Origin of the sequence: Rahnella sp. WP5 (assembly GCF_000745615.1) — a bacterium.
GTDB classification, from domain to species: domain Bacteria; phylum Pseudomonadota; class Gammaproteobacteria; order Enterobacterales; family Enterobacteriaceae; genus Rahnella; species Rahnella aceris.
Genome location: NZ_JQJR01000025.1, coordinates 13397 through 28235 on the forward strand (window position 1 = coordinate 13397; position 14839 = coordinate 28235).

A 14839-nucleotide genomic window follows, 5' to 3' on the forward strand; every position below is an offset into this window, starting at 1 on the left:
GAGCCGGAACAGGGAACTGGACGATAACCTGTTCCGGCTATTTGGAAGCAGCGCCGGGATGAGTGGCGCCGGCCAGTTGCGAATATGCAGTGGCAAAAGCACATTAATGCTCCTGGCCTGCTGGTGCGAGGGGCAAAATTACTTTATGGAATCTGCATTCCTGAGAGTTTACTTGTTTGCCATCCGGCGACATTTTCCTGCGAGACGCGCCCCAAAAAACTGTCCCAGTCTTTCCAGACCGGTTGCAGCCCGGCTCGGGTCAATGCGTTCGCTACGTGCTGAGGTGAACGGTTGTCGTGCGGTGCAAATTGTTCAAGTTCAGGATGATTATCGGCATAGCCACCGGGCTGTGTTTTAGATCCTGCACTGACAGTGTTGATCGCCAGCGGAATAACGTGATCCCGGAAATAGGGAGATTCGCGTGTCGACAGTGAGAGCTCGACATCCGGCGCGAGCATTCTGAAAGCGCAAATCAGTTGTAACAGCTGATTTTCTTCCAGCAGGGAAGCCGGTTCGATACCACCGGTACAGGGTCGCAGTCTTGGAAACGCCACCGAATAGCGACTTTGCCAGTAGGTTTGTTGCAGATACAACAAATGTTCGGCCACCATATAGCTGTCAGTCCTCCAGTTGCCAGAAAGTCCGAACAGCGCCCCCAAACCGATTTTGTCGATTCCCGCACGCCCGAGCCGGTCTGGTGTTTCCAGCCGCCAGAAGAAATCCTGTTTCTGTCCGCGAAGATGATGCAAAGCATAGGCAGGCGCGTGATAGGTTTCCTGATAAACCAGCACGCCATCCAGCCCCAGCGTTTTCAGCTCAGCATATTCTTGCTGTTGCAGCGGCTGAACCTCAATCATCAGTGAATCGAAATGGCTTCTGATCACGGGGAAATGACGGCGGAAATAGTCCATGCCGACCTTTCCCTTATGTTCGCCGGTGACCAGCAACAGATGTTTGAAACCCAGCGCATTCAGCGCTTCGCATTCCCGCCTGATTTCATCTTCGTCCAGCGTTTTACGTTTGATTCTATTGCTCATCGAAAAGCCGCAATACGTACATTCGTTGGCGCAAAGATTGGATAAATACAACGGCGCGAAGAAATTCACCGTATTGCCAAATCGCTGGCGCGTGAGTTGTTGCGCGCGTTGCGCCATCGGTTCCAGGTAAGGCAGCGCGGCGGGAGAAATCAATGCCATGAAATCTTCACGACTGATTTTGTTGCGGCTGAGCGCCTGTTCGACATCACGGGATGTTTTGCTATTGATACGCAGCGAAATATCATCCCAGTCCAGCGTTGACCACACATCTGTGAAGTTATTCATGACAACACCTGCGAGGTATTGAGGAAACCGGTCAGCGGGCTGGATGCGCTGGCGTGTCGTTGTCTGCCGCCTAATCCGCTTTGACGGGCGATAATCCCGGCCTGAACGGCCAGCCTGAATGCCGTTGCCATAGCAACTGGATCACCTGCGACAGCAATCGCTGTATTGACCAGCACGGCATCGGCCCCCATTTCCAGCGCTTCAGCGGCCTGACTTGGTGCACCAATGCCAGCATCAACAACGACCGGAATGCGAGCCTGCTCGATGATGATTTGCAGAAAATCACGGGTTTGCAGCCCCTGATTGGAACCGATCGGCGCACCCAGCGGCATGACGGCGGCGCAGCCCGCTTCTTCCAGACGTTTACACAGCACCGGATCTGCGCTGCAATACGGCAAAACAACAAATCCCTGTTTCACCAGAATCTCTGCGGCTTTCAATGTTTCAACGGCATCGGGCAGCAGATATTTTACGTCGGGATGAATTTCAAGTTTCACCCAGTTTGTGCCCAGTGCTTCTCTTGCCAGTTGCGCGGCAAATACTGCCTCTTCAGCTGTTTTAGCGCCCGATGTATTGGGCAGCAAACGGATGCCGAGCTGTTGCAGAGGAGACAGAATATCATCACCTCCGCGACGCAGATCGATGCGTTTCATCGCCATAGTCACCAGCTGAGAGCCAGAAGCTTCAAGCGCCTGTTGCATCAACGCCGGCCTGGCGAATTTTCCTGTTCCGGTAAAAAGGTGCGACGTGAATGTGGTATCAGCAATTTTTAACATGTCAGCCTCCGGCTATCGCCTGAAAGAGCAAGATCTCATCACCGTCTTCCAGTAAATGAGCTGGCCAGTTATCACGGGGGATAATGACCTGGTTAACCGCCAGTGCGCTGCCTGCAGGGTTTAACGCCAGCAAATTGAGCAGGTTTAGTAACGTGAGCGGTTGACTGAATTGGTGTGGTTCATCATTGACCAGAATGTTCACACGTGGCCTCCGCAGATGGCACAGGCAGATGAACGCGTGAGTTGCAGTGAACGCCAGTTTTGCGTTTTTCCATCGAACAGACGTAATTTGCCGCTCAGTACAGAAGGCAGGCCAGCCAGAATCTTCAGCGCTTCCAGTGCCTGCAATGTACCGATGGTACCGACCACCGGGCCGAGCACGCCGGATGTACGGCAGTTGCGCTGTACGGTTTCCTGATCCGGATATAAACAGGCGTAACAACCGTGAGCGTAAGGGGCTTCAATAACCAGAAGTTGTCCGCTGAATCCGACGGCGCTGCCGCTGATCAAGGTTTTACCGGCATCCACACAAACTTTATTAACTGCATGCCGGGTTTCCATGTTATCGCTGCAATCCAGAACGATATCGGCGTCCGATACGGCACGGGTCAATGCTTCTCCCGACAGACGTTCCGTGATGGCCACCGCTTCGCAAAGCGGATTCAGGCGCAGCAGTTCACGCTTTGCCAGAACGGCTTTGGGCTGATCGAGATCTGCCGTACGGTAGAGGATTTGCCGCTGAAGATTGGTGATATGCAATTGATCGTCATCGGCCAGAATCAGCTTACCTACGCCTGCTGCTGCCAGATACAAGGCTGCGGGAGAGCCGAGGCCACCAAGGCCGACAATCAGTACTTTCGCCGCCTGTAATTTTTCCTGTGCCAGCGGACCGAATTCCTCCAGCATCAACTGGCGGCTGTAGCGCATAAAAGCCGCATCGTTAAACATCTTGCGGCACCTTGCTGGCGCATAAGGCCAGCAGTTGTGCCGTTGCTGCACGCCAGTCCGCCGCCTGCGTAATGGCACTGACGACGGCTATACTGCCGACGCCGCAGTCGAGAACCGACGCCGCGCGGTCGATGCTGATCCCACCAATGGCCACCGTCGGAAAGCTGCCATCGAGCTTCTTAACATGTCGGGTGAGTTCTGCCAGCCCTTGCGGCGCCGAAGGCATATCTTTGGTCTGCGTCGGGAAGATATGGCCGAGGGCGATGTACGAAGGATTCACCGCGACAGCGCGTGCCATTTCAGCATCGTCATGCGTGGAAACGCCCAGCCGTAAGCCGGCCTGACGGATAGCCTCAAGATCGGCAGTATCCAGATCTTCCTGACCCAAATGCACGCCATACGCCTGATGCTTGACCGCCAGACGCCAGTAATCGTTGATGAATAACCGCGCCTGATATTTTTTGCCGAGCGCGATGGCATCAATAATTGCTGGCTCGGCTTGCTCATCAGGCAAATCTTTCACACGCAGTTGCAGTGTTTTAACGCCCGCGTCCAGCAGACGGGCAATCCATTCCACGGTATCAACGACCGGATATAAACCGAGGTGGAATGGAACGGCAGGAAAGGATTGAGAGGACGGATTCATTTGCTGCTCTCCGAACTGAGGTTATCGGCCGGGTGATAAAGCTCACCGCCGCGCGAACGGAATTCGGCAGACATCTGCGCCATACCGGATTCAACGAGTTCTATTGGCTGGGCTTTGGCTTCAAGCGCAGCGGCGTAATCGCGAACTTCCTGAGTGATTTTCATCGAGCAGAATTTCGGGCCACACATCGAGCAGAAGTGTGCAACTTTGCCGGATTCCTGCGGCAGCGTTTCATCGTGGTAGGCGCGTGCCGTTGCCGGATCGAGAGCCAGATTAAACTGATCTTCCCAGCGGAATTCGAAACGCGCTTTTGACATGGCGTTATCGCGGATTTGGGCACCGGGATGGCCTTTAGCTAAATCGGCAGCATGTGCTGCGATTTTGTAGGTAATCAAACCCTGCTTAACGTCTTCTTTGTTCGGCAGGCCCAGATGCTCTTTCGGCGTGACATAACAGAGCATGGCGCAGCCAAACCAGCCAATCATCGCGGCGCCAATACCGGACGTGAAGTGATCGTAACCCGGCGCGATATCGGTAGTCAGCGGACCAAGGGTATAGAACGGGGCTTCGTGACAATGCTCGAGTTCTTCGGTCATGTTGCGGCGGATCATCTGCATCGGCACATGTCCCGGACCTTCGATCATCACCTGAACATCGTATTCCCAGGCAATTTTGGTCAGTTCGCCCAGCGTGCGTAATTCGGCGAATTGTGCTTCGTCATTGGCATCCTGAATCGAACCCGGACGCAGGCCGTCGCCCAATGAAAGCGAGACATCATAGGCGGCGCAGATTTCACAGATCTCGCGGAAATGCTCAAACAGGAAGCTTTCGCGATGATGTGACAGACACCATTTCGCCATGATCGAACCGCCGCGCGACACGATCCCGGTCAGGCGTTTGGCGGTCATCGGCACATAACGCAGCAACACACCGGCGTGAATGGTGAAGTAATCGACGCCTTGCTCGGCCTGTTCAAGCAATGTATCGCGGAATATTTCCCAGTTCAGATCTTCGGCCACACCGTTCACTTTTTCCAGGGCCTGATAAATCGGCACGGTGCCGATCGGTACCGGACTGTTACGCAGGATCCATTCACGGGTTTCATGTATATAACGTCCGGTGGAGAGATCCATTACGGTGTCCGCGCCCCAGCGTGTCGACCACACCAGTTTCTCCACTTCTTCTTCGATGGAAGATGTCACCGCCGAGTTGCCGATATTAGCGTTCACTTTCACCAGGAAATTACGCCCGATGATCATCGGCTCTGATTCAGGGTGGTTAATGTTGGCGGGAATAATCGCGCGCCCGGCTGCCACTTCCTGTCGCACAAACTCTGCAGTGATACTGGCGGGCAGATGCGCGCCAAAGCTTTCGCCGGGATGTTGCTGGCGCAGAACCTCGCCGCGGATCCGTTCACGCCCCATATTTTCGCGAATGGCGATAAATTCCATCTCAGGTGTGATGATGCCCTTGCGGGCGTAATGCAGTTGCGTGACATTTTTACCCGCAATGGCTTTGCGAGGGCGCGGCAGGTGTTCGAAGCGGAGGTGGTCCAGCCCGTCGTCCGCCAGCCGCTGCTGAGTAAAACCGGAACTGACCTGTGAAAGTTCCTGCGTGTCCGCACGCTCGTTTATCCAGCGGGCGCGTAATTTTCCCAGACCGGTATGCACGTCGATAACTGCCGCCGGATCACCGTAAGGTCCGGCGGTGTCGTAAACAGGAATTGCTTCGTTTTCTTCGAACTGCGGATTGTCTTTGCCGCCGCCGACCAGCGTCGGGCTGAGCTGGATTTCACGCATCGGCACGCGGATATCTTCGCGGTCAGCTTCAAGATAAATACGCCGGGAGTTGGGGAAAGCTTCGCCCTGCAAGCTGTCGATAAACGACTGCGCCTGCGCGCGTTGTTGACGGCGATTTGACGGTTTCTTTTCAGAAATAACGGGTTTTTGGGTACTCGACATAGCAAATTCCTCGCAAAAAAACGTGATGGAAAATTGCTTGTCAGGAGGTTTACGGCAGGAGTAAAAATGGGCGGTGCAGCACGGGCGGCCTTATGCAGGCAGATGCCTGATTGCGCTGAACGCATAACATTACTCTTGTTCCCTTCGCGGGTACTAACCCGATCAGGTTCCGCGGATCCCGAATTAACGGTCTCAGCCTGGCGTAATTCTCAACAGAAAATTATGCGCTAGGCACTCCGACAAGAAGCCTCAATATAGGAGGCGTTTTTTTAAACTACAAGTAAAACCATAACCCTGAGCAGGGTTTTATTGTGGCAACGTGTTAAGCCGGTCTGGCGAGATCAGGTTCATTTTCCGAAGGTGGCACACTCTCCGGGGCAGGCTCAAAAGCCATGATAATTAATTGATCTTCCAGTTGAAAACGGGCATCTAATGCCTCACCGATATCCGATAATGCATAGTGAAACGCGAAAGCATTGTCATCGTTAATATCAGTTTCTGTGTAACTGTCATGGAAAGCCATGATAGCTTCAGTATTCAGCTCCAGAGCAGGGTAGATTTTTGCCGCCTGTACTTTTTTCGGGCTGCCTGCGCCATCGACTTCTTCAATGATGCGTGGATAGAGATGAAAATGCCCGGCAGAAAGATAGTCGACCAGATGATGGCAAAAACTGTCCAGCGCCTTTTCATTCAAAGGTGTATGTTTTTCTTTATTGGGTTTCAGACCGACGAAAGTGCAGTACGAAACCAGCAGTTCTTTGCGTGCGTGCAGCCATTGATCCACTAACTCATTACTGCCACCAACGCGTTGGGTCAGTCTTTCCAGACGATTTAGCATGGTTGACTCCGTGAGCGACAAAAAAAGTAACCAAAAGTTACTAATATGTAAATATCTTACTCAGATTGTCAGTCCCGACGAGGTTATGCAACAACAATTATGGAATTACAGATTACTGAGCAACACAACGGTTGGTGGATCATCAGCCAGGAAGGCAAGCTATGGCTGCCTGAGGGTGAACTGCCGTTTGGCAGCGCCGCACAATTTTCTCTGACCGGTAAAACAGCGCGGCAGATCGGCGAATGGCAGGGCGAACCTTTCTGGCTGGTTCGTCAGACGATGCCAAACCATATGGTTTCCGCCCGTCAGTTGCTGGATCAGGATCGCGGATTATTCCAGTTGGTCGGGCGTGGTGTGCAGTTGTCAGAGTTTTACCGTTCTCACAAGTTTTGCGGTTACTGCGGACATGAAATGCACGTCAGCAAAACCGAGTGGGCTGCACTCTGCGGGCACTGTCGCGAACGCTATTATCCGCAGATTGCGCCCTGCATCATTGTGGCTATCCGTAAGGGGGATGAGATTTTGCTTGCGCAGCATGTCCGTCATCGTAATGGTATTCACACGGTTCTGGCGGGTTTCGTGGAAGTCGGAGAAACCCTGGAAGAAACTGTGGCACGTGAAGTGATGGAAGAAAGTAACATCCGGGTGAAAAATGTCCGTTACATCAGTTCCCAGCCCTGGCCGTTCCCCAATTCGCTGATGATGGCATTTATGGCGGATTACGACAGTGGCGACATACAGCATGACCCGAAAGAGTTGGTTAACGCGAACTGGTATCGCTTTGATGCATTGCCGCAGTTGCCACCGCCCGGGACGATTGCACGCCGCCTGATTGAAGACACCGTTGCCCTTTGTCGTGCCGAACACGAAGAGTAGAGGCGATTTTACGTGATAGAATGCTGTCAGATGATTGTCGGGCGGCCCGAATACTGAAGGAAAGAGCAAGAATGAATGAGTTGAAAAACGACCGTTACCTGCGTGCTTTGTTACGTCAGCCAGTGGACATTACACCGGTCTGGATGATGCGTCAGGCTGGTCGTTATTTGCCGGAGTACAAAGCAACCCGCGCTGAAGCCGGTGATTTTATGTCGCTGTGCAAGAATGCCGAGCTGGCCTGTGAAGTGACTTTGCAGCCGCTTCGTCGCTATCCGCTGGATGCGGCGATCCTGTTCTCTGACATCCTGACCATTCCTGATGCGATGGGGCTGGGGCTCTATTTTGAAGCCGGTGAAGGCCCGCGTTTTTCTTCACCACTGACGAATCGTGCCGATGTCGAAAAACTGCCGGTTCCGGATCCTGAAATGGAACTCGGGTATGTCATGAATGCCGTGCGTACCATCCGTAAAAACCTGCAAGGTGAAGTGCCGCTTATCGGTTTCTCCGGCAGCCCGTGGACGCTGGCGACGTATATGGTAGAAGGAGGCAGCAGTAAAGCCTTCACCAAAATCAAAAAGATGATGTACGCCGATCCGGCGACTATGCATCTGTTACTCGATAAAGTGGCAGACAGCGTCATTCTTTACCTTAATGCACAGATCAAAGCTGGTGCCCAGTCTGTGATGATTTTTGACACCTGGGGCGGCGTGTTGACTCCTCGCGATTACCGCGAATTCTCCCTGAACTATATGCACAAAATTGTTGATGGTCTGATCCGTGAAAACGAAGGACGTCGTGTGCCGGTGACTCTGTTTACCAAAGGCGGTGGTCAGTGGCTGGAAGCGATGGCCGCAACGGGGTGCGATGCGCTGGGTCTGGACTGGACCACCGATATTGCCGATGCACGCCGTCGTGTGGGTGACAAAGTCGCGATTCAGGGCAACATGGATCCTTCAATGTTGTATGCCTCGCCTGTGCGTATAGAACAGGAAGTGGAGACCATTCTGGCCGGTTTCGGCAAAGGCAATGGTCATGTGTTCAATCTGGGCCACGGCATTCATCAGGATGTCCCGCCGGAAAATGCGGGTGCCTTTGTGGAAGCGGTGCATAGCCTGTCCCGGCAATATCACGAGTGAAATCCCGGTATGATCGATACCCGTGCATTACGTGAAGAACAACGGATCCTCGCTGATCAGATCGAACTGCAGGATCCGCCAGGATTTACCACTCCCGCGTTGATCGCGGGAGTGGATGTCGGTTTCGAACAGGGCGGTGAGGTGACGCGTGCGGCGGTGGCTGTTTTGCGCTACCCAACGCTGGAACTGGTGGAATATCAGATTGCCCGCATTCCCACTGTTATGCCATACATTCCCGGTTTCCTTTCCTTCCGCGAACTTCCCGCACTGCTGCAAGCCTGGCAGCAACTCTCATTGCAGCCTGATTTGGTTTTTGTCGACGGGCAAGGGATCGCGCATCCGCGCCGTCTCGGCGTTGCCAGTCACTTTGGTCTGATGATCGACGTGCCGACGATTGGTGTGGCGAAAAGTCGTCTATGCGGTCAGTTCCTGCCATTAGGCGATGAACTACACAGCCGCCAGGCGCTGTACGAAGGGGATGAACAGATTGGCTGGGTGTGGCGCAGCAAGCTACGCTGTAATCCATTATTCATCTCACCCGGTAATCGTATCAGCATGGATTCATCGTTTTATTGGGTCGAACAGTGCATAAGGCAATATCGTCTGCCGGAGCCTACCCGTTGGGCGGATGCCGTGGCATCAAACCGGGCGGCGTTTCAACGCTGGCAACGGTTGAGTGATGATCTTTAGGAATCAAGGAATAGGGATATTGATTTATTTCAGGTAAACTCCCGCGCAGAAAAGTTAACGAGATCAACTCATGTTACGTAATCCAATTCATTTACGTCTCGAAAAGCTGGAAAGCTGGCAACACGTGACGTTTATGGCGAGCTTGTGTGAACGCATGTATCCGAACTATCAGGCATTTTGCCTGGAAACCGGGTTTGGCGAACCACAGCTTTACCGCCGCATCCTGGATTTAATTTGGGAAACGCTGGTGGTAAAAGACGCCAAGGTCAATTTTGACTCACAGCTCGAAAAACTGGAGGAAGCGGTGCCTTCTTCTGATGATTACGACATCTATGGGGTTTATCCGGCCATTGATGCGTGTATTGCATTAGGCGAACTGATTCATTCGCGTCTGAGTGGCGAAACGCTGTCTCACGCGGTTGCCGTCAGTGAGACGTCAATTCGTACTGTCGCGATGCTGGAAATGACTCAGGCCGGGAAAGAAATGACCGATGAAGAACTCAAAGTCATTCCTGCCGTTGAAGAAGAATGGGACATCCAATGGGAGATTTTTCGCCTGTTGGCTGACTGTGAGGAGCGTGACCTGGAATTAATAAAAGGGTTACGTTCTGACCTGCGTGAAGCTGCTGTCAGTAACATTGGCATAAATTTAGCGCAATAAGGCAAGAAAACGTGATTTAACGCCTGATTTGTCGTGCCTTAAGGCTTCACATCCGCACCCTGTCTGGTCTACATTTGGGGGGCGTAAAAAAAGTGGCTATCGGTGCGTGTATGCAGGAGGGTGCTGTCAATCGGCATATCCGTCGCACTTGATGCTTTGCAAACGATAAACACACTGTAAAGGATAACTTATGAACAAGACTCAACTGATTGATGTAATTGCGGACAAAGCTGATCTTTCCAAAGCACAGGCCAAAGTTGCTCTTGAATCTACCCTGTCTGCTATTACCGAGTCTCTGAAAGAAGGTGATGCTGTACAATTAGTTGGTTTCGGGACTTTCAAGGTAAATCATCGTAACGAGCGTACTGGTCGTAACCCACAGACTGGTAAAGAAATCAAAATCGCAGCTGCAAACGTGCCTGCGTTCGTTTCTGGTAAAGCTCTGAAAGACGCTGTTAAGTAATTGCTTGCAGTGAAAAGAATAAGCGGGGGGGCCTTTAAGGCCCTTCAGTTTATCACCCCCGGACTGGTAGCAGGTTTACTGGTGCTCGGTCTGGTGGGTTGCAGTTCTAAAAAAGGCCCTGAGTTATTCTTTGCCAGCGGCTATGTCGCTGATCAAGGTATCAACCGGCTCTGGCGCGAAGACAGCGCACAGCACGAGCCTCAAACCATTCTCAACGTCTATAGCCCCTATTACGGCGGCGATACGATTATTACCCGATACGAATTCCAGCAGGGGCAATTGCACCTGATTAAAGAAACCCATGCGACTAAAACTGATTTGGGTGTCATGCTGCGTTTTGACGAGGGTGGCAACGTTAGCTTTATGCAGCGACAACTCCCTGAGCGCCGCGAGAAGTTATCGTCAGACGAAATCGAACGCTATAAATATGAAGCGTCAAAAACCCTCGACCTGAGCAATGCGCTGCGGGCAGGGAATGTCCGGCTGGTCCAGGCACGCTGGCGCAAAGGGTTAATAACGACCTGCGCAGGCGAGCAGGTGACGCCGGCACTGACTGTCCGTTCACAGGTCTGGTTGGCGAAACGGGCCAGCCGAAGTAACGATAATCTGGGCTTAGCCTGGCTGACGGCTCCGCAAGGCAACGAACTGTTGCTGGTCGCCAATGAAGATTTCTGTAAATGGGAACCAAAAGAGTCTGATCTCTGATCCCGTTTTCACTATTGAAAAGGCACGCCGAAGCGTAATGCCAGTCACTTAAGCATTTTTATGAATACAAATTCATTTTTGTGCTTCAAAGGATAATGAAGGAATCAGGCTTATAGCGCTATTTTTCTTCATCGAAGGCCCAAATTCACGGGCCTCATTTCCTTAAGTGACCGGCATTACGCCGAAGCGTGCCTTTTTTGATCGTCGGGTGAGATGTAATTACTGATTACGTTCGCGGTCGATGGCGCGATAACCGATGTCTTTGCGGCAGAAACTACCTTCCCAATGAATGTCTTTCGCTAAATCATAAGCGCGTGCCTGGGCTGCTTCCACCGTTTTACCCAATGCCGTCACACATAACACGCGACCGCCATTAGTGACCACACGTTCATCCTGCAAACGGGTCCCGGCGTGGAAGACTTTACCATCCGGCACTTCTTCCAGCGGCAGGCCATGAATAACGTCTCCGGTTTTATAATCAGCAGGATAGCCACCGGCTGCGAGCACGACACCCAGAGACGGGCGCGGATCCCACTCAGATGTTTTATCACCCAGACGACCTTCAGCACCGGCCAGGCATAAATCCACAAGATCAGAACGCAGACGTAACATGATCGGCTGAGTTTCCGGATCGCCGAAACGGCAGTTGAACTCGATCACTTTCGGCTGGCCGTCGGCTGAAATCATCAGACCGGCATACAGGAAACCGGTATAAGTGTTATTTTCCGCCGCCATACCGCGAACAGTCGGCCAGATGACCTGATCCATCACGCGTTGATGGATTTCATCGGTTACGACCGGCGCCGGAGAATAGGCTCCCATGCCGCCCGTGTTCGGACCGCTGTCGCCGTCACCCACGCGTTTGTGATCCTGACTGGTCGCCATCGGTAACACATTGCTGCCGTCGACCATGACGATGAAACTGGCTTCTTCGCCATCGAGGAATTCCTCGATAACAATGCGATGACCTGCATCACCGAAAGCATTTCCCGCCAGCATGTCGTGAACGGCGTCTTCCGCTTCTTTCAACGTCATCGCAACAATGACGCCTTTACCTGCTGCCAGACCATCGGCTTTGATGACTATCGGCGCGCCTTTGCTGCGCAGATAAGCCAGGGCGGGTTCGATTTCGGTGAAGTTCTGATAATCGGCACTTGGGATGTTATGGCGAGCCAGAAAATCCTTAGTGAAGGCTTTAGAACCTTCCAGTTGCGCGGCTTCCTGCGTCGGGCCAAAAATTTTCAGACCGGCTGCACGGAAAGCATCAACCACGCCAATCACCAGCGGCGCTTCAGGGCCGACAATCGTCAGCCCGATGTCATGACTTTTAGCGAAAGCCACCAAACCGGCGATATCCGTTGCGGCGATATCAACGTTTTCCAGTAACGGTTCCAGCGCGGTACCGGCGTTGCCTGGTGCAACAAAGACTTTATCAGCCAAAGGTGACTGCGATGCCTTCCATGCCAGTGCATGTTCACGCCCGCCGTTACCGATAATTAAAATATTCATTCGAAGACTCCGGGTGAGCGGGCGCATCGCACCCGCTAAAAGAAAATTAATGACGGAAATGGCGCATGTCGGTGAACAGCATCGCAATGCCGTGTTCGTTAGCCGCGGCGATCACTTCATCGTCACGGATAGAACCGCCTGGCTGGATAACACAGGTAATACCTACCGCTGCCGCAGCGTCGATACCGTCGCGGAACGGGAAGAAGGCATCAGAAGCCATTACGGAACCGGCCACTTCCAGGCCTTCGTCAGCGGCTTTAATACCGGCAATTTTAGCGGAGTAAACGCGGCTCATCTGGCCTGCGCCGATACCGATGGTCATTTTGTCTCGTGCATACACAATGGCGTTGGATTTGACGAATTTTGCGACTTTCCAGCAGAACAGGGCATCTGTCAGTTCCTGCTCTGTCGGCTGGCGCTCGGATACCACACGCAGATCAGCGGTATCAACCATACCCAAATCGCGATCCTGAACCAGCAGTCCGCCGTTGACACGTTTGAAGTCGAGCGCTTTCTGGCGACCTTCCCATTGTCCGCAGGTCAGTACACGAACGTTTTGTTTCGCGGCGGTGAGTGTCAGTGCCTCGGCACTTACCGATGGTGCGATGATCACTTCCACAAACTGACGGCTGATGATCGCTTTTGCCGTTTCAGCATCCAGTTCACGGTTGAAGGCAATAATGCCGCCGAAAGCTGAGGTCGGGTCAGTCTGATAGGCGCGTTCATAAGCTGCCAGTATGCTGTCGCCGATAGCTACGCCGCAAGGGTTGGCGTGTTTGACAATGACGCAGGCCGGTTCAGCAAACTCTTTCACACATTCCAGAGCCGCATCGGTATCCGCAATGTTGTTATAGGAAAGTGCTTTGCCCTGCAGCTGGGTTGAGGTGGCAACGGAAGCTTCACTAACGCTCTCTTCTATATAGAAGGCAGCGTTCTGATGGCTGTTTTCGCCATAACGCATATCTTGTTTCTTTATATAGCTAAGATTCAGTGTGCGCGGGAACTGGCCGGAAGCCGATTCAGTATCACCGTGGTAAGCCGGAACCATCGTGCCAAAGTAGTTAGCAATCATGCCGTCGTAAGAGGCGGTGTGTTCAAAGGCTTTAATCGCCAGGTTGAAACGGGTCGCCAGCGTCAGCGAGCTGTTGTTGGCATCCATCTCTTCAATAATAGAAGCGTAATCGCTGCTCTTTACTACGATCGCCACATCTTTATGGTTCTTCGCTGCCGAGCGAACCATGGTAGGGCCGCCGATATCAATGTTTTCTACCGCATCTTCCAGTGAACAATCTGGACGTGCGACGGTTTGTGCGAACGGATAAAGGTTAACGACCACCATGTCGATTGGCGCAATGGAATGTTGTGCCATGATTTCATCATCTTTCCCGCGACGACCGAGGATGCCACCGTGAACTTTCGGGTGCAGGGTTTTGACGCGTCCATCCATCATTTCCGGGAAGCCGGTGTAGTCAGAGACTTCAGTGACTGGCAGGCCGGCTTTCGCCAACAGGCTGGCGGTGCCGCCAGTGGAAAGTAATTCAACGCCACGCGAAGACAGAGCCTGGGCGAATTCTACGATACCGGCTTTGTCAGAAACACTGAGCAGGGCACGGCGGATTGGACGAGATTGTTGCATGGTGGTTATATCCTTGGCTTTGGAGTCGCAGTAAAGAGCGTTATCTGAATTCAATGACGCTTTTCTTCTCTTTATATAGAGCAATTTGCAGAAAAACGCGGGATTGAGCTTGGATAACTTCCCTTCGGCGACTGACTTTTCATTTATTACCCCTAAAGGGCAGTGAAAACTGACGCGCGAAATTGTAGCGAAAACGATTGCGCGACGCTCGCAAAATTTGAGATTCCTGCGCCTCTGTGGATAAATCTGTGCAAAACACGGTATAAGCAGTGGGTTTGCTGTGTAATGCAGCAAACGGTGTTTTTTCTTAAAATTAGCCCTTGCGGCCTGCTGAGAACTCCCTATAATGCCGCTCCATCGACAGGGAACAACGTGAACAACATCACGAAGTGACCGGGTCGGAAAGATTAAAAACAGCGGCAACCGGATAAAATAAACGGTTGACACTGAATGAGGAAAGCGTAATATACGCCACCTCGAGTTAGCAAGCGAAAGCGCGTAACTCACTGCTCTTTAACAATTTATCAGACAATCTGTGTGGGCACTCACAAGACGATATCAGCCACTTCGGTGGCAAAAAATATCAAGTCTTAGAGTGACCAAGCAGTAATTCATTTAGTTGAATTATTACGAAGTAATCTCTGAGCACCGCTTCACTTGTTGAAGCAAATC

15 protein-coding genes and 1 riboswitch are annotated in these 14839 nt (G+C 52.4%); of the genes, 6 read left to right on the forward strand and 9 right to left on the reverse strand.

The genetic code is table 11. From position 1 onward, the window contains the following. Positions 1-143: 143 nt before the first annotated feature. The 7 genes from thiH to EX31_RS16820 form a co-directional block, all read right to left on the reverse strand. A complete protein-coding gene (gene thiH / locus EX31_RS16790; protein ID WP_037035713.1) occupies positions 144-1322 on the reverse strand; it encodes a 2-iminoacetate synthase ThiH in 1179 nt (392 codons plus the stop codon). Beyond that, a complete protein-coding gene (locus EX31_RS16795; protein ID WP_037035714.1) occupies positions 1319-2098 on the reverse strand; it encodes a thiazole synthase in 780 nt (259 codons plus the stop codon). The genes thiH and EX31_RS16795 overlap by 4 nt, the downstream gene beginning before the upstream one ends. Position 2099: 1 nt before the next feature. Beyond that, entirely contained in the window at positions 2100-2300 is a 201-nt protein-coding gene (gene thiS, locus EX31_RS16800; RefSeq protein ID WP_037035715.1) for a sulfur carrier protein ThiS, read from the reverse strand. Beyond that, a complete protein-coding gene (locus EX31_RS16805) occupies positions 2297-3046 on the reverse strand; it encodes a HesA/MoeB/ThiF family protein (protein WP_037035717.1) in 750 nt (249 codons plus the stop codon). The genes thiS and EX31_RS16805 overlap by 4 nt, the downstream gene beginning before the upstream one ends. Further along, entirely contained in the window at positions 3039-3692 is a 654-nt protein-coding gene (gene thiE, locus EX31_RS16810) for a thiamine phosphate synthase (protein WP_037035719.1), read from the reverse strand. The genes EX31_RS16805 and thiE overlap by 8 nt, the downstream gene beginning before the upstream one ends. After that, positions 3689-5653 carry a phosphomethylpyrimidine synthase ThiC gene (gene thiC, locus EX31_RS16815; protein ID WP_037035720.1) on the reverse strand — a complete coding sequence of 655 codons (1965 nt, stop codon included), beginning with the start codon at positions 5651-5653 and terminating at the stop codon, positions 3689-3691. The genes thiE and thiC overlap by 4 nt, the downstream gene beginning before the upstream one ends. A 122-nt stretch (positions 5654-5775) precedes the next feature. Then, a riboswitch (TPP riboswitch) is annotated at positions 5776-5902 on the reverse strand. Positions 5903-5975: 73 nt separating this feature from the next. Beyond that, positions 5976-6491, reverse strand: a complete 516-nt coding sequence (locus tag EX31_RS16820; protein WP_037035722.1) for an Rsd/AlgQ family anti-sigma factor — start codon at positions 6489-6491, stop codon at positions 5976-5978. A 99-nt stretch (positions 6492-6590) separates the two neighbouring features. On the opposite strand from EX31_RS16820, the gene nudC reads away from it, so the two are divergent. The 6 genes from nudC (at position 6591) to EX31_RS16850 (ending at position 11022) form a co-directional block, all read left to right on the forward strand. Continuing rightward, positions 6591-7367, forward strand: coding sequence for an NAD(+) diphosphatase (nudC, locus tag EX31_RS16825; RefSeq protein WP_037035723.1), 777 nt, complete (start codon positions 6591-6593; stop codon positions 7365-7367). 71 nt (positions 7368-7438) lie between these two features. Beyond that, positions 7439-8503, forward strand: coding sequence for a uroporphyrinogen decarboxylase (hemE, locus tag EX31_RS16830; RefSeq protein WP_013577399.1), 1065 nt, complete (start codon positions 7439-7441; stop codon positions 8501-8503). A 9-nt stretch (positions 8504-8512) separates the two neighbouring features. Continuing rightward, positions 8513-9193: a deoxyribonuclease V gene (gene nfi / locus EX31_RS16835; protein ID WP_037035724.1), complete on the forward strand. Its 681-nt coding sequence runs from the start codon at positions 8513-8515 to the stop codon at positions 9191-9193. Positions 9194-9263: 70 nt separating this feature from the next. After that, positions 9264-9854 (forward strand): YjaG family protein, encoded by a 591-nt coding sequence (locus tag EX31_RS16840; RefSeq protein WP_013577397.1) that lies wholly within the window; start codon positions 9264-9266, stop codon positions 9852-9854. A gap of 190 nt (positions 9855-10044) precedes the next feature. Beyond that, positions 10045-10317, forward strand: a complete 273-nt coding sequence (hupA, locus tag EX31_RS16845) for a nucleoid-associated protein HU-alpha (protein ID WP_013577396.1) — start codon at positions 10045-10047, stop codon at positions 10315-10317. A gap of 18 nt (positions 10318-10335) precedes the next feature. Next, positions 10336-11022, forward strand: coding sequence for a DUF1481 domain-containing protein (locus EX31_RS16850; RefSeq protein ID WP_369794811.1), 687 nt, complete (start codon positions 10336-10338; stop codon positions 11020-11022). Positions 11023-11241: 219 nt separating this feature from the next. Here the strand turns inward: EX31_RS16850 and purD are convergent, their stop codons facing one another. Next, entirely contained in the window at positions 11242-12531 is a 1290-nt protein-coding gene (purD, locus tag EX31_RS16855) for a phosphoribosylamine--glycine ligase (protein WP_037035725.1), read from the reverse strand. Between the two features lie 46 nt (positions 12532-12577). Continuing rightward, positions 12578-14167: a bifunctional phosphoribosylaminoimidazolecarboxamide formyltransferase/IMP cyclohydrolase gene (purH, locus tag EX31_RS16860; RefSeq protein WP_037035726.1), complete on the reverse strand. Its 1590-nt coding sequence runs from the start codon at positions 14165-14167 to the stop codon at positions 12578-12580. Positions 14168-14839: the final 672 nt, after the last annotated feature.